The following is a 14,941-nucleotide window of genomic DNA, read 5'->3' as shown; positions in this document are numbered from 1 at the left end:
CGCCAACCCGACGGGCGATCGGTCCGAGAACGCACGACCGGCGATCGGTGGGTGTGCCACCGATCGCCGGTCTTACTCATGGATTTGTCATCGTGAGAGCGAGTTACGCAGATCGGTGATGGTGGCGCGGCGCTCGTAGGCGATCCAGGCGAAGATCGCGGCAAGCACCAGTGGGAATATCCCCATCAAGGGCTTGTCGGCGATGAAGGCCTGCGTCCCGGCAGCGAGCACGGTGAGAACGGACAGACCTGCGGCAGCCAGGGCACTGAGCCGTGGCACCATCAGGCCGATACCACCCGCGACCTCCGCGACTCCGATGAAGATGAGCAGCCCGAGGGGAATGGTGAGATTCTCGGGGGCGTTGTCCATCAGGGCGTTCGGCATAACAAGCTTCGGCCCGCCGGAAGCGATGATGAAGAACAGGCCGAGCAGGATCTGCAGGGTCCACAGGACGCGGTTGCGGACCTTGCCGGGGCGACCGGTGACGTCGTCGGAGAACTCGGCGGTGGGGTTGGCGGTGGTCATCTCTGGTCCTTCTGGTCGGTCGCGCCGGGTTGGTAGCGCGTTCAACGGATAGGACGGAGCGCTGTCCGAGAATTCATCGCTGTCGGCGAAGATTTCCTGGCGGTGCCTTCAGGAGGTCAATCCTGAGAAGCGCCGCCCCGATCGGTCGGTACCGCCGATGGCCGGTACCGCCGCGTCGGGGCGTTTGTGCATCTGCCAACCAACCGCCCTCGAGGAGGGCCGGGGCCTGTCCTCGATGAGCGGTGTCGGGCCGACAGTTCCTATCGTCTGCTGCCGGCCTGACGGCCCGGCCTCACTTCAGGTGCCGGGCGAAGAACCGGTTCGCGTCGTCTCCTTCGAACGCCGGAACGCCGGTGTGCCCGCCCATGTACCTCGGGTCGCGGCTGTCCGGCGGGTCCGCCGGGCAGCGGGATGACCTCGAGCGCCTGTACCGAGTGCCGCTAGCGAATTCCCGGTGTCGCCGGGTTGGGGCCGACGCAGCCGAGGATGAAACAACCCGCCGGCCAATTCGCGAACGGCGCGGACATGGGCTTGCCCAAGCAGGACAGCGGGTTGCATCCCGGGTAGGCCATCGGGCCGATACCGAGTGCGGCGAGAGTCGCGTCCGGATTCGAGATCATCGGATCGGACAGCTGGACATCCGATTGCTGTTCGTACGGTGCCGCGGCGGGTATGCGGGGTTCCAGGAAGGCGGCGCCGACCGCACGCAGGACATCGTGCGGGAAGCTCAACGCGCTCCCCGGAACCGTCACGCCGGTCCAACCGACCATCAATCCGAGGCTCGGCACGATGAAATTGTCCTGGCGCATCATTCCCGACATCTGCATCGCATCCGGCGGCAGACCAGGAAAGTAGTTCGCGCATTCCGGCCCGTTCACTACGAACAGGAAGCCGTAGCACGGGTTCGTCGGCGTGGGCCGGCCGGCCCACGCGAGATAATCCGCGGAAATGATCCGGTGACCGCCCCACCGGCCGCGATTGGTGAGCAGTAGACCCAGCTTGGCGAAATCGTCGGGCGGCAGCAGCAGATGCGCGTAACCGTAGGTGTTGCCACTGCGGTCCCGCCCCCAGAAGTAGTCGGTCGGCGGAATGCCCAACGGATCGAACAGCTTTCGTTGCGTGTACGCCTGGAAGTCCTCGTCGACCGCACGCTGGATGACGTACACGAGCAGATCGACGGCGCGCTGGCTGTAGCGCCACTCGATGCCTTGCTGTTGATCGATCGGCATCGCCAGCGCCTGGGCGACCACATTCGGGTCGATCTGCGCCAGTCCGGTGATGCCCTCGGAGGCCACCGCCACCCGCATGCCGCTGGCTTCGGTGAGCAGATTCCGCACGGTGATCGCGCGATGTGCGGCATCACCGAGTTCGGGCGGCAGATAGGCGCCGATCGGGTCATCGAGCCGCAGCCGCTGCTCGTCCACCGCGATCCCGGCCACCATCGAAACCACGCTCTTGGTGCTGCTCCAGAGATTCCACGGCACACCGGCGGCCCGCGCGTGGTTCGGGCCGGTCGCGATCAGGCAATTGTTCCGGAATATCTGCAGCGTCGTGCGCGTCGAATCCGCCGCGAGCGCCACCGCGCGGCGCAGCGCCGCCGAATCCAGTCCGACCTCCTCCGGCGTGGCCGTTTCGGGAACTCGTCCGCTGCTGACCGCGCAATGCTTCAGCCCGTCCGGCTCGGCATGCGCCAGCACAGGTGCACCAATCCCGAGCATCGACGCGGCCACCGTAATGGCAGCCACCGCAATGCTTCTCATACCTCGACCCACGCAGGCCTCCGCTCTCGACGAACTCCACCTGGCTCATCGCGCCCACCGCACACCCGGTTACTTCCTCGGGCGCCCCTACTTGTAGGGGGCGGACCTGCACCGTCATCGCAGCTGCCTGCTCAGAGCGACGTGGAGGTCCGGCTTCGAAAACATGACGGCACGCCCAGCACGCGTTCGCGGTCCCGAGCGAAGACCGCGACCGAAACGGTGCGCGACCGCGCAGTACTGTGAATCGTTCACCTGCGGCGACGGGTGTCCGGCTGGACGAGAGAACTGACTACACATGAGCGACGAGCAACAAATCCTCACCCCCGGCGACACCTGCTGGCAGATCGCGCGGGCCGATCGGCTGGCGTGCATTGTCGATGCGGCGGACTATTTCCGCCATGCCAAGTCCGCGATGTTGCAGGCCCGCAAGCGCATCGTGCTGATCGGCTGGGACTTCGATACCCGAATCAAGTTCGAACCGGGGGAGAAGACCCTCGAAGGGCCCGATCGGCTGGGTAAATTCCTGTCCTGGCTGCCGAAACAGCGACCAGATCTCGACATCTACCTGCTGAAATGGAATGTCGGCGCGTTCGCCGCGATCAGCCGCGGGATGACACCGATCTTCGTCGTCAATTGGATAACCGATCGGCGGTTGCACCTCGAGATGGATGGCGCGCACCCGATCGGTTCGGCACACCATCAGAAGATCGTGGTGATCGACGACGCGCTCGCGTTCTGCGGTGGTATCGACATGACCGTCGATCGCTGGGACACCAGCGACCATCGGGACGACAACCACTACCGAACCGAGCCCAACGGCCGCCGGTACGGACCATGGCACGACGCGACGACCGCCGTCGACGGCGATGCGGCGAAGGCGATCGGCGAATTGGCCCGGGCCCGGTGGAAGGCGGCGACGGGACAGCAATTGGCCGCGGTCGACGAGATCACCGGTGACACGCCGTGGCCGGAGGGGCTGGAGCCGACGATGCGGTCGGTGGATGTGGGTATCGCGCGGACCTTCCCCGAGCTCGCCGACCGCGCCGAAGTCCGGGAGGTCGAGGCGTTGTATCTGGCGGCGATCGCGGGCGCCAGGCGGTCGCTGTACATCGAGAGTCAGTACCTGGCCTCGCGCACTCTCGCCGAGGCGATCGCCGCTCGGCTGCGTGAGCCGAACGGTCCGGAGATCGTGCTGGTGCTGCCGCGGCACGCCGATGGCTGGCTCGAGCAACAGGCGATGGACGGGGCGCGTCGCCGCCTACTGCAGCTGTTGTGGAAGGCCGATACCGAGAACCGGTTCGGCGTCTACTATCCCGTCACCGAGGCCGGCGCGCCGATCTACGTCCACGCGAAGGTATTGGTGATGGACGATCGGCTGCTGCGGGTGGGATCGTCGAACCTCAACAACCGTTCGATGGGCTTCGATACCGAATGCGATCTGGCCGTCGAGGTCACCCCCGCCACCGCCGACGGTGACCTGCTACGGGAAACCATCCTCGGTATCCGCCGCCAGCTGATCTGCGAACATCTCGATGCCGAACCCGCGAAGTTCGACGCCACACTCGCCGAGACGTCGTCGCTTCTGCGTACCGTCGAGAGGTTGCGCGGCAACGGCCGGACCCTGGTGCGGTTCGAGCCGGGGACCGTCGAGGACGAGGACAGCCCGCTCGCGGAGAACGAACTGATGGATCCCGAACGCACGCCGCCGAGCCTGCGCGAGAACCCGTTGCTGATCCGGGGTATCCGCAGGCTGAAGACAGCGGTGGCGGTGCGCTGATCTACGGGGGACTCACAGGGCGTTCGTCGACCCTTCTTTCTCGCGGTCCTCTGGCGGTGTATCGGAAAGGGAGGCGAGCAGCTGCGTGAGTGCGCGGCGATCGTCGGCGCATAGCCGGTCGGTGTAGGGGGCCAGGGCCGCGCGGATCTCTTCTTGCAGCCGTCCGGCGAGTTCGCTGCCCGTCGGAGTGATGAACACATCGACCACCCGGCGATCCTCTGGCGATTTGCCTCGTGCCACGAGACCTCGGCGCTCGGCCCGCTCGACGAGCCCGGACATCGTGGACTTGTCCAGCCCAAGGAATGCCGCCAGATCGGTCATCCGCGGTCGGCGGTCGCGCAGGAAGCCGAGTAGCCGCAACTGTGTGAGGGACAGGTCGTGCTCCGAACCGATGCGGGTGAGCACGGCCGTCACCCGGAAGGACGTCCGAACGAGGGCATCCTCGAGCGCATCGTCAGGTCTCATGCCGTAATCGTACTTGACATAGTTTGTATTACCAACCAAACTCGGATTAGTTGGTAATACAAACAAACCGAGGAGTCGCCATGCACGCCGCCGTTGTCACCAGCTTCGACGCTCCACCCCGGTACAGCGAGTACCCCGCCCCGGTCGCCGAGGGGGAGAACGAGATGGTCGTGGACGTTCTAGCGGCCGGTTTGCACCACCTGGTCAGGGCTCGGGCCAACGGCACGCACTACAGCAGCACCGGCAGGCTCCCGTTCGTTCCCGGCGTCGACGGAGTCGTGCGCGACCGGCACGGAAACCTCAGGTACGCGGTGCTGGACGACAGCGACCTGGGGATGTTCGCCGAACAGACGGTGATCGATCCCCGTCGCAGCGTGGTACTACCGGGCGACGTCGACCCGGTGCACATCGCCGCCGCGATGAACCCGGCGATGTCGTCGTGGGTCGCCCTGCGCTGCCGCATCGCGTTCCGAAAGGGGCAGCGCGTCCTCGTCCTGGGTGCGACCGGCAGCGCTGGACGCATGGCGGTGCAGATAGCGAAGCAATTCGGTGCCGCATACGTGATCGCCGCCGGACGCGATGCTTCCCGGCTCGCCACGCTGCGCGACCTCGGCGCGGACGAGACGGTGACGTTCGAGCAGACCGACCGCGCCGCCGACGTCGACGTCGTCCTCGACTACGTGTGGGGAGAACCCTCCGCCCGTGCGATGACCGCGGTGATCACCGCACGCCGCGACCGCTCCGCCCCGCTGGACTGGATTCAGATCGGATCCGTCGCCGGCCAGGCGAGTCCCCTCGACTCCGCGCTGCTGCGCGCATCCCGGCTACAGATCTGCGGTAGCGGCATCGGCTCGGTCTCCTCCCGCGACATCCTCGCGGAGCTTCCGGAACTCGCCGTCGCGGTGCACACCGGCGCGATCGACGTGCAGCCACGTCCGGTGCCCCTCGCTCGGATCACCGAGACGTGGAGCGCGGAGACGGAAGACCGCATCGTCTACGTCCCCTGACACGAGGCCCGCCAGAATCCACCGACCCACGGAGAGTCCGCGCCGACAGCGACAAGCTTTGCCTCCGGAAGCGGTCTCCGCTGTCAGCGCTTTCAACCAACCACATGCCCCAGTGGCCGGCGATTGCCGCATGGAGTGCATGGTCGGCTCCGTATCCGGGTTGCTACTGGCGCAGATTGCGGTCGAACAGGGCCAGTAGTTCGCGGTAGTGCCGTTCGGCAGCTTCGGGGTCGTGGGCGGAGGTGTCGGCCTGGGTGTAGCCGTGTCGGGCCCCTTCGTAGACCTCGGTGCGGTAGCGGACGCCGGCGGCGGCGAGTGCCTTGTCGAACCGGCCGATGTGTTCGGGAGTCATGTGGTCATCCTCGCCGGCGTGGGCGAAATACAGCTCCGCGCTGATGTTTCCGACGACAAGGTGCGGACTGTCCGAGGTATCGGTGACGAGCGGGCCGCCATGGAAACCGGCCACCGCCGCAACCCGATCGGGGAACATGGCAGCGACCAGCACTGCCAGCCGCGCCCCCATGCAGTAGCCGGTGACGCCGACCTTCCCCTCGGAGACATGCGGCGAGGCTGCCAGCCACTCGAGGTAAGCGCCGGCATCGGAACGCAGAAGCTCCGGTGTCAACTCGCGGATCATCGGGAAGACCTGCTGGAAGATCTCCGGCCGCTCCGCCGGGTCGATAAAGTCCGGCAACTCGATTACCGGCGCCCGCCCGTGCCGGTAATAGGCGTTCGGAAGCAGGACGGTGTAGCCGTGGGCGGCAATACGATCAGCCAGCGTCCGCAGACTGGGCCGCAGTCCGAAACCGTCCTGAATCACCAGTGCTCCCGGATGGGCGGCACCATCGTCGGGGTAAGCGAGATATGCGTCGGCGACACCATCGGCTGTCTGCACCTCGACCGGCGTACCATGCGTTGCAGTCATCGTTGAATCCTTCTGTCGTGGTTGATGTCTTGTGATCAACACGACGAAGGCGGAGGCCGCGCAATACCGCGGAAGCCTCGATCGACAAGCCGGCCGACACCGGCTCGCGCGGCGTTCAGAACAGCGCCGGGTAACCAATCCGTGTGTGGCGCATCGCCGTCCCGGTAGTCATCGCCTCACACCGTAGCCCACCGGACAGGACATATGTCAACTCTGAGGTCGTCATCGCCACTCGGTGACCTCGCCGCCTGACTAGCGTCGACGGCCTCGCGGTGCGTCAGCGTGGCCCAGCCGGTCCGTCCACCCATGGAGAATCGGGACCCCCGCCGGGCTCCCCTTCGGTGCCTGATCCTTCGCCGCCACTTATTTCGATTCGCCGCGGTTTCACCATGCGCCGGATGCCGGCGGCCGGAGCATCGTCACCCGCTCGTTTCCGCCGCAGCGCGTCGAGATCGACGACATTCCCCTCAGGCTCGGCGCTGCCCGGATCACGCACGGCGGCGGGGTGGCGTGTCGCGCCTGGGTCGACCGGCCACCACCCTGTCTCCCGCTGCAGTTCCGATCGCAGTACGGGCTTGGTCGGTGCAGGATCATAGACGGAGCCACCTTCCGAGCGCCAAGTCTTCTGAAGACGCTCGCCGGCCTCTTCCGCTACGCGCCGCGGGCGACGCGGTAGCCGGGTGACGTTCGACGTGCCGTTTCCGGCTCCGGGGGTCTCCACAGCCCTGCTTCCTTCTTCCGACTTCCTGCGCGACTGTTCCAGCTCGTCGAATCTCTTCCCGCCGGGCCCTGTCGAGGATTCCCGTCCCGGCACCTCTCGCTCCGACATCGAACTAGCCGCCGACGAGTGCCACTGCACCCGTCGGCGCCATGACCGCTGGTAGGCCGAGCTGATGTTTCCACTTATCGCTGATTGCGTCGCTCACGTCCATATTCTCCCTCAATAGGAAACCACTGAGGGTTCTCGGGCACGCCGGGTGGCCCTGGCTTGCGGAGGGGAGGAGTGCGGGCTCCCGGAGGGACCGTCCGGTTCAGCTTCGGATGCCGAGCGTGCCGGTCCAGGTGGCCGTGTCGAGACCGGCACGCGCGGCCAGGGTGAACATGGCGGTGAGGTCGTCGTCGGTGCGTGGTCGGGGATCGTCCTCGGGGTAGTGCTGTGCCTTCAACCGCACCATCGTCTCGGCGAAGGATCGAAGCACGGTCTCGGTGACAGCGCCACGCTCGGCGTCGTCGAGCAGTTGATCACACAACTCCGGCATCCCGGTGTCGGTGTTGTCGAACTCCAGCCGTTCGGCGATCTCGCCGACGGCGCCGGCCCGTGTCGTCAGAGCCGAGATGCCACAGTCGAGCCCGTCGTCGACCAGATCGTCGGGGTAGGGGGCCCGGTGCCAGGCCCCCTCGTCGAACCAGTAGATACAGCCGACCATGTAGTCATCGATCAGGTCCCGCAGGTAGAGCCGAGGTAACCATTCCGGTGCTCCGGCCAGCAGGTCGATGGCGGGCTCGTACCCCTTGACCCGGCTCGACTCGTCCTCTCCGACGAGCACGGCACGGCCGTCGCCGAACCACTTCAGCACCCACCAGGTACAACCGCAGTCGTCCCAGTGCAGGCCGTCATCGTCGATCCAGTATCCCGAACGATGCTGCTGCGGCTCGCGCTCTTCGTCGCGATCGTAGGTAGCGACCGCTACGGCGGCCCACCGCGCCCACAGCAGCCGCGCATCCGGCAGATCCTCAGGACGCCCGGGCCGGTGTAGCTTCGCCAATATCGTTCTCCTGGTTCGTGTTCGATGTCAGCTTCCACGGTCGATGTCACGCAATCGGCTCCCCGGCACGGGGTTTCGTGTCGATTGATAATATTCGAGCCGCTGTCGGGCCACTGGATCGGCGGCGGGAAGGGGGCGTTGATGGAGGTGGAGGACGTCCACCACTCATACGGCAGACGGTCGGTGCTGCGTGGCATCGACATCGTTCTGCCTGCGGGGATGCTGGTGGGCATCGTCGGTGAGAACGGGGCGGGTAAGTCGACACTGTTGAAGGTTTTGTCCGGAGAGCTGCGACCGGACCGGGGTACGGTCCGGCATCGTGGGCGGTTCGGTTACTGCCCTCAGCAGGTGATCCTGAACGACGCCTTGACGGTGCGTCAGCACCTGAACTTCTTCGCCGCGGCCTATGCGATCCCGGACCTGCGCCGCGCCGAGGAGACCATGGAGATCTTGCGTTTCTCCGAGTATGCCGGTGAGCGGGTCGGGACGCTCAGCGGCGGCACGCGGCAAAAGCTCAACCTGACGCTGGCGGTGATGCATGATCCGCAGGTTTTGCTGTTGGATGAGCCGTATCAGGGTTTCGATTGGGAGACGTATCTGCGTTTCTGGGATCTGGTAGCGGAATTCCGTGACGCCCGCCGATCGGTCCTGGTTATCTCGCATCTGGCTCACGACATCGACAAGTTGGATCAGGTGTGGAGGTTGCGCGACGGCGTCTTGCGCGACGGACAGGAGCAGGCCGATGCGTGATAGTTTGCGACTGTTCGTGATCGCGACGCGCTACGACCTCATCCAGCATGCTCGTAACCGGTTCGCCATGCTGTTGGTGGCCGTCTTCCTTCCCATATTGATCACTGTGGTTTGCGTCGCCGTCACGGACCTCGAGGTGCCGTTCCGGCTTCGAGACACCGGTTTGGTTCTGCGCGCCAACGGTAATGAGCTCGCTCAGGTCAGCGGCGCCCTGATGGCGGTCTCGCTGATCATAGGGTTCATGATGTTCGCGGCCACTTTCGGCAGCGGCGCATTCGACCGGCGTCTGACGATGGCCGGGTACCCCCGGGTCGCTTTGGGTTCGGCGAAGATCGCCTGTCTGGTGGTGGCCTCGCTGGTGGTCTGCGTGTACGCCACGGCGGTCATCTGCTGCTACTGGTCGCCGCGGCAGCCTGCCCTGCTCGCCGCGGCGCTTTTCGGCGCGGCGATGACCTACGGGGCGTTGGGTGTTGCCCTCGGCGCTCTGCTGCGCCGCGAGGTGGAGGGGATGTTCGCCATCGCGATGATCAGCTGCTTCGACATGGCCGTACAGAACCCGATCGCCAGTGCCGGGGCCGACAGCGAATTCGTGCGCTGGCTGCCCTCCTATGGGGCAATGCAGGCTTCGACCACGGCTGGTTTCTCCGACGCCACGCCACTGACGGGATTCGCCGTACAACTGGCCTGGTTCATTGCGAGCGCCCTCGTCGGTCTGATCGCTTTCCATCGGCGCACCCGCTCCTCTCTTCGACCTACTACGTGGATGCGCATCCCCCGCCCGATGTGGTCCGGACAGCCGGCGAAGCACTGACGAGGCATCCCGCGCGACCAGACGGTGGAGGCGCGGGACATGACCCCGCTCGTGCCGGCTGCGGGCTTACGACGCCGTAGGAGCCGGTTCGGCGGCCGGGAGGTAGACCTCACGGCGCAAGCGTTCGAGATCCGGCGCTGCGGTAACGGAGGTTTGCGTGTACCGATCGCTCTCACGCCCCCAGAGCCCGACGCTCGTGATGTTCACATACATCTCCGCGTAGTCCTTCCCCTCACCCGCCAGGCCGGGAAGGACGCGCAGGAGCGCGGGGACGTAGTGGATCACCGCCTCGAGCTGGGCGCGTTGATCCGCCACTTGGCGCCGCACCTGGTCCACGGCTTCGCTGCGAGTGCACCCGGTTTCGTGATGGACTGCCCGCACCAGGTTGTAGGGAACTCGGTCTGCCTCGTCCTGATCCAGTCCCACCAGGTCGTTCTCCACGAAGGTGACCCAGAAGGCGAGTTCCTCGAGACGGCGGATCACAGGGTGTTCCCGCAGCGTCGATGGCAGTTCCCGGTCGTGGTACACCTCCATGCAGGCGATGGCGGTTTCGATCCCACTGGTCGACATCCGCATCGGCAGGTAGTCGGCCGTGGAAGGGATGTAGCCACTGATGCGATGGTGCGCTTCGCGTTCGGCGGCTTCGAACCACTGCTCGACACCGTCGAGGAAACGCTTCTGCCAGCGGATGGTCCGGCCCTCGCGCAAGCGCGGCCATATGCTCGCCCAAGCCGTCGGAATCGCGCCGGGCCGCCACGGTTTCTCCGGGTCCTGGCGCAGCGTCGCCACCATGCCACGTCGCAACGCGGTCACGGCTTCCGGGTCACTCAGCTGCGGATCCTCGAAAAGGTCATCCCAGGCGAGGACCAGCACGGCCATCGCGTAGGCGGTCTGTTCACGGACCGCATTCGCTGCTGGGGCCAATGTGTGCGTAGGGATCTGGATCGCCCCTGTCCACCGGTGGTAGTCCGCCTCGGCGGAGGAGGCGGCAAGGCCGGTGTCCAGCAGCCAGTTCCGCAACCATCGCGCGAGTTGCGGCGAAAGCCCATCGCCGTGAGTTCGAGGTGCCCGCGTCGACCGCCGGGGGACCGAGTGACCAGAAGTTCGCCGGTCGAGGATGGACCGGGCGTAGTCGGTGACCGCGCGGCGAGCGCGCGGGTCGACGGGCAGAGTGGCGAGCTGACCGGCGGCCCGGTCCATGAACTCGTCGGCCACCGCCTGTGCTTCGTCCACGGCGCCGCAGGCGATGACGAGCTCGCGGGCACGCGCAGCTTGCTCGAGCGTCATTCTGCTTTGCAACAGGGCAGCAAGGCTTCGGTCGCGGGCGGCCGCGCGGATCACGGGCAGTGTGTAAATGCCCGCGGACAGGTCCGCGTTGACGGGCTTGCCCATTTCTTCGGCGGTGGAGGTCAGATCGAGGATGTCGTCATACAGCTGGTAGGCCAGCCCGAAGTACCGGCCGAACTCGGCCGACGCCTCTTGCTGATCGTCAGGCCGGCCGGTCTGCATCGCGCCCACCCGGCATGCCAGCGAGAGCACCGCCGCCGTCTTGCCGTCGATCGCGTCCAGGTAGGACTGCTCGCTGCGGGACGCCACGTGGAGGTCGGCGGCCTCGATCACCATGCCCGCGCACATCTGCTCACCGGCGATTGCCCCCGACAGGACCTCGCGCCGACCGAGTTCGGCCAGCATGCGCACACTTGTGAGCATCACGGAGTCCCCACCCAGCACGGCCATATGCGAACCCCACACCACATTGGCACTGGGACGGCCTCGTCGCTCGTATGCGTGATCGATGACATCGTCGTGGTAGAGCGAGCCCAGATGCAGCAATTCGACGGCAGCGGCGGCGCGAACCACTCGCTCGTCGGCCGGGGCCGCGGAATCGGTGAGCAGGTAGTACGACAATAGGGTCAATGTGGGGCGGACCAGGCGGCGGGAGGTGTCCGGCCCTTCGTCTGTGAGTGCGGCCAGTTGAGGCCTACCCTCCAGCCGAACGGGTCCGAGAACGTCACGGACACGGTCCAAGTCCGCGTCCAGATGGGGGAAGACAGCCGAATCTATTTCACGTGGCACGCGGGCACTCCTGACTGGTCGCATCGGTCATCCAGAACACCGCCGATCAATGGCAATTCGACACCAGTCGCAGCGGAAGATGTTGGGATCGGCCAAAATTGACGCGTGCTCCGTGGTTGCGGTGCGGCTCGAATTCATTTTGATCGAAGACTCCGTCGACGGCGAAACGTTTGCCGCGGTGCGGCTCTGATCAGCGGGGATGCAGGGTAATCCTGGCGTTGTGGGCGGGGCTGAGGCCGGTGTGATAGCGACGTGGGGGTTCGACGGGACCGGTGGCCGCGCCGATGCGACGGTGCTCGAGGATGGTGCGGAAGAGGATGCGCGCTTCCGTCAAAGCGAATTGGGCGCCCAGACAGCGATGCGCGCCGGCGCCGAAGGTCAGCCAGGTGCGGCCGTTCGGTGGCTCGTCGAGGAAGCGTTCGGGGCGGAAGACCATCGGGTCCGAATAATGCCGTGGTGATTCGTGAATGAGGAGAATCGGGACTATGACGATGGCCCCCTTGGGCACGTGGACGCCGTTGACCACGGTGTCGCGCAGCGCGCGACGCCCGGTGAACGGAGACACCGGGCGGATTCGCATCGTTTCGGCGACCACGGCGTCGAGGTATGTGTCGAGCCGGGCGCAGTCGCCTGCGTCGACCGCCGCGTCGAGCTCGGCCATGGCTGCCGGGTGGGCGGCCAGCATGGCGGCGATCCAGCCGAGCGTGATCGCGGTGGTCTCGTAGGCGCCCAGCAGGATGCCACGCATATTGCGGGCCAACGCGGGGTCGTCGTGCTGATCCAGTTCGGTGCCGACATACCGCGACAGCACATCTTTCCGGCCGTCCCTGTCACCGGGCGTGGACCGGCGCGCGGCGATTTCCTCGATGATGAGGGCGTCGACCTCGGACTGGCGGCGGCTGAGCGGCGGGTAGGGCAACGTGTAGCCACCGACCAGCGGTGTGAGCAAGGTGACGGCGAGAAAACCGCGACTTTCGATTTCCCCGAACCACCGGATGATCGCCTCTTTCAGCCGGTCCTTGCGGGGCGGAGCCACGTCGCCGAAGACGACGCCGAGCAGCACCCCGATGGCCAAGTCGTAGCCGACCTTCAGAAACTCGAACGGTTCACCAACAGGCCAGGTCGGCAGTTCGCGCTGGACCACCTCCACCATGAGATCCTCGTAGGACCGGAGTGCCTTGCTCTGGAACGGCGGCGCGAACAGTTGACGTTCGCGACGATGGTCGTCACCGTCGAGGAAGATCAACGTCTGCTTGCCGAACATCATGTCGTGGCTGGAGAAGCGGCTCAGCACCTGCCCGACCGAGAAGTCGTCGTGGTTGGCGAACAGTCCTCGCACATCGTCCATGTCGTAAGTGACCAGCATGGTCGGAAATCCCGGCGGCGAGACGACGAACCGTTCGCCGAATTCCAGCAAGGGGGATCGGTGCGTACCGGGGCGCATCAGTCCACCGATTTGCGCGATGTGGCGGGTGCGTAGCCGTGGGAGTTCACGCAGAGATATCGGGGTATGCGACATGTAGCCATCCTTGACCCGTTGCTCGACGACTCGCAAACCTGAAATCCCCGCAGTGGCAATAGATACCGCTGACTCCGCGCGGCGGCCCCTTCCTTACGCTGCGAAGCCCAGACCGAGCGCGACGGCGACCGGAATCAGGTAGAGCATCGGAAACGCCACGGTCTTGTACGAGCGGGCCCGCAGCACGACGATCACCGCGCCTGCGAAGTACAAGATCAGGCCGATGGCCGCGGCGATTCCGATCGCGGGAATGAAGAGGCCGGCGATCAGCCCGAGCGCTCCAGCTGCCTTGGCCGATCCCAGTGGCGTCCACCACGATTGCGGCACGCCGTATTCCACCAGCGGGTCCACGACGAACGCGGCCCGGCGCAGCAGTGAGACCGCCGAGAAGCCGACCCAGGCGGCAGCGACGATGGTGACGACGATGTATGCGGTGTTCATGGGAATCTTCTCGGTTTCTCTTCGGTAAGTCCTGGCCCGGATGGGTTCGCCTCGATGACGACGCAGCGCGCCGGGGTGTGACATCGGGCAGCGCTCGTCGATGATTTCGCCGGTTCGCACGCAGGCATCGGCGGTCGGCGCCAGGGCTTTGTAGGAGACGCTGCTACAGAATCCGATACATCCGGTGGTCGATGCGGCCCGGGCCGTATTCGCCGTAGCCGACCACGACCAGACCGCACAGCCACGAATAGCGCTCGTCGGAGGTCTCGAATCGCGGTGTCGGTCGCACGTAGCTCTCGTCTACGGACAGCCGCTGCCCGTCGGCCAGACGCTGTCGGCCGTCGGGCGGGAACCGGAGCACGCCGTGGGACTCGTAGTGGATGAGGACGCCGTCGTCGGTGCGCAGGGTCGCGCGAACGTCCATGCGACTGACGCCGTCGGCGCCCAGCCGAACCCAGTCGCCACCGCCGGGCAGCATTTCGCCCCTGAAGCCGGGTCCGTCGAAGCGACCGCCCTTGGTCACGAAAGTCATGCGGGTGCCGAGCGGAGTCGAAATCAGCTGGGCGGGCTCCAAATCGATGCTGAGATCGCAAAGGTGCTCGACCGGCAGCGCATCCAGCAACGCCCGATCGAACAACGGCATGGTCGAGCCGAGGGCGGTCACGCTGCACCCCCGAACGCGGCTTTCAATTCGGCGAAATCGAAGAAGGTGTCCTTGCGGGCGACGAGTCCGTCCGATGCTACCTCGACGACGTCGAGGCAGTGGACCGCCCGGCGATCTTCAGCGGGCCGCTGGAAGGTCAACGTCCAGTCCAGCACCCAATGCCCGCTGCCGAACAGCACACGCCGCTCCTCGAAACCGAACCCCGGATAGAGCTCGAAGACCTTCGCGAACTCGTCGCGCAGCGCGTCGTGGCCATAAACCGCGGCGCCGCGGCCATGGGCTTGGAACTGCGAGTCAGGGGTGTGCAGAGCGACGATCGCGTCGACGTCGTGCGCCTCCCATGCGGCGAAATATCGTTTCGTGATCGCGGAAAGGTCCAGGGGCCTCGATGGGGTCGTCATCGGTATCTCCTCAAATCGGATACGCCGACGCTAAGACATACGATCGTATGTGTC

Annotated in this window: 14 protein-coding genes; 4 read left to right on the top strand and 10 right to left on the bottom strand. The window is 65.9% G+C overall.

Going from position 1 to position 14,941, the window contains the following annotated elements; translation table 11 throughout:
* Nucleotides 1-87: 87 nt before the first annotated feature.
* Together ACZ6DL_RS20435 and ACZ6DL_RS20430 are read right to left on the bottom strand one after the other, a co-directional pair.
* Complete coding sequence (locus ACZ6DL_RS20435) at nt 88-525, bottom strand: DoxX family protein (protein ID WP_466053158.1); 438 nt, start codon at nt 523-525, stop codon at nt 88-90.
* Nucleotides 526-965: 440 nt separating this feature from the next.
* Nucleotides 966-2,270, bottom strand: a complete 1,305-nt coding sequence (locus tag ACZ6DL_RS20430; protein ID WP_466053157.1) for a serine hydrolase domain-containing protein — start codon at nt 2,268-2,270, stop codon at nt 966-968.
* Between the two features lie 310 nt (nt 2,271-2,580).
* Here ACZ6DL_RS20430 and ACZ6DL_RS20425 point away from each other — a divergent pair, with 310 nt between their 5' ends.
* Nucleotides 2,581-4,062 carry a phospholipase D-like domain-containing protein gene (locus ACZ6DL_RS20425; protein WP_466053155.1) on the top strand — a complete coding sequence of 494 codons (1,482 nt, stop codon included), beginning with the start codon at nt 2,581-2,583 and terminating at the stop codon, nt 4,060-4,062.
* 12 nt (nt 4,063-4,074) lie between these two features.
* Here ACZ6DL_RS20425 and ACZ6DL_RS20420 read toward each other — a convergent pair whose 3' ends face one another.
* Entirely contained in the window at nt 4,075-4,527 is a 453-nt protein-coding gene (locus ACZ6DL_RS20420; protein ID WP_466053153.1) for a MarR family winged helix-turn-helix transcriptional regulator, read from the bottom strand.
* An 80-nt stretch (nt 4,528-4,607) separates the two neighbouring features.
* On the opposite strand from ACZ6DL_RS20420, the gene ACZ6DL_RS20415 reads away from it, so the two are divergent.
* The gene (locus tag ACZ6DL_RS20415) at nt 4,608-5,534 is read left to right on the top strand and encodes a quinone oxidoreductase family protein (RefSeq protein ID WP_466053151.1); all 927 of its coding nucleotides are present in this window, start codon (nt 4,608-4,610) and stop codon (nt 5,532-5,534) included.
* A gap of 163 nt (nt 5,535-5,697) precedes the next feature.
* Here the strand turns inward: ACZ6DL_RS20415 and ACZ6DL_RS20410 are convergent, their stop codons facing one another.
* Together ACZ6DL_RS20410 and ACZ6DL_RS20405 are read right to left on the bottom strand one after the other, a co-directional pair.
* Nucleotides 5,698-6,429 carry a dienelactone hydrolase family protein gene (locus ACZ6DL_RS20410; RefSeq protein ID WP_466053150.1) on the bottom strand — a complete coding sequence of 244 codons (732 nt, stop codon included), beginning with the start codon at nt 6,427-6,429 and terminating at the stop codon, nt 5,698-5,700.
* A gap of 1,061 nt (nt 6,430-7,490) precedes the next feature.
* Nucleotides 7,491-8,225, bottom strand: a complete 735-nt coding sequence (locus ACZ6DL_RS20405; RefSeq protein ID WP_466053148.1) for a hypothetical protein — start codon at nt 8,223-8,225, stop codon at nt 7,491-7,493.
* Nucleotides 8,226-8,366: 141 nt separating this feature from the next.
* Between ACZ6DL_RS20405 and ACZ6DL_RS20400 the strand changes: the two genes are divergently transcribed.
* Both ACZ6DL_RS20400 and ACZ6DL_RS20395 read left to right on the top strand, forming a co-directional pair.
* Complete coding sequence (locus tag ACZ6DL_RS20400) at nt 8,367-8,975, top strand: ABC transporter ATP-binding protein (RefSeq protein ID WP_466053147.1); 609 nt, start codon at nt 8,367-8,369, stop codon at nt 8,973-8,975.
* Nucleotides 8,976-8,979: 4 nt separating this feature from the next.
* Nucleotides 8,980-9,786 (top strand): ABC transporter permease, encoded by an 807-nt coding sequence (locus ACZ6DL_RS20395; RefSeq protein WP_466053145.1) that lies wholly within the window; start codon nt 8,980-8,982, stop codon nt 9,784-9,786.
* 66 nt (nt 9,787-9,852) lie between these two features.
* Here ACZ6DL_RS20395 and ACZ6DL_RS20390 read toward each other — a convergent pair whose 3' ends face one another.
* From ACZ6DL_RS20390 to ACZ6DL_RS20370, 5 genes are all read right to left on the bottom strand, one after another.
* Nucleotides 9,853-11,862, bottom strand: coding sequence for a polyprenyl synthetase family protein (locus tag ACZ6DL_RS20390; RefSeq protein WP_466053143.1), 2,010 nt, complete (start codon nt 11,860-11,862; stop codon nt 9,853-9,855).
* Between the two features lie 190 nt (nt 11,863-12,052).
* The gene (locus tag ACZ6DL_RS20385) at nt 12,053-13,381 is read right to left on the bottom strand and encodes a cytochrome P450 (RefSeq protein ID WP_466053141.1); all 1,329 of its coding nucleotides are present in this window, start codon (nt 13,379-13,381) and stop codon (nt 12,053-12,055) included.
* Nucleotides 13,382-13,474: 93 nt separating this feature from the next.
* Nucleotides 13,475-13,822, bottom strand: a complete 348-nt coding sequence (locus tag ACZ6DL_RS20380) for a DoxX family protein (RefSeq protein ID WP_466053140.1) — start codon at nt 13,820-13,822, stop codon at nt 13,475-13,477.
* Between the two features lie 163 nt (nt 13,823-13,985).
* The gene (locus tag ACZ6DL_RS20375; protein ID WP_466053138.1) at nt 13,986-14,486 is read right to left on the bottom strand and encodes a DUF3237 domain-containing protein; all 501 of its coding nucleotides are present in this window, start codon (nt 14,484-14,486) and stop codon (nt 13,986-13,988) included.
* On the bottom strand, nt 14,483-14,887 hold the full coding sequence (locus ACZ6DL_RS20370; RefSeq protein WP_466053136.1) for a nuclear transport factor 2 family protein: 405 nt from the start codon (nt 14,885-14,887) through the stop codon (nt 14,483-14,485). Before ACZ6DL_RS20370 ends, ACZ6DL_RS20375 begins: the two co-directional genes overlap by 4 nt.
* Nucleotides 14,888-14,941 lie beyond the last annotated feature (54 nt).

The sequence above is a fragment of the Nocardia sp. NPDC041819 genome (assembly GCF_055590505.1).
The sequence above is the reverse complement of the archived record's forward strand: the minus strand, read 5'-3'. Positions and strand labels throughout refer to the sequence as shown.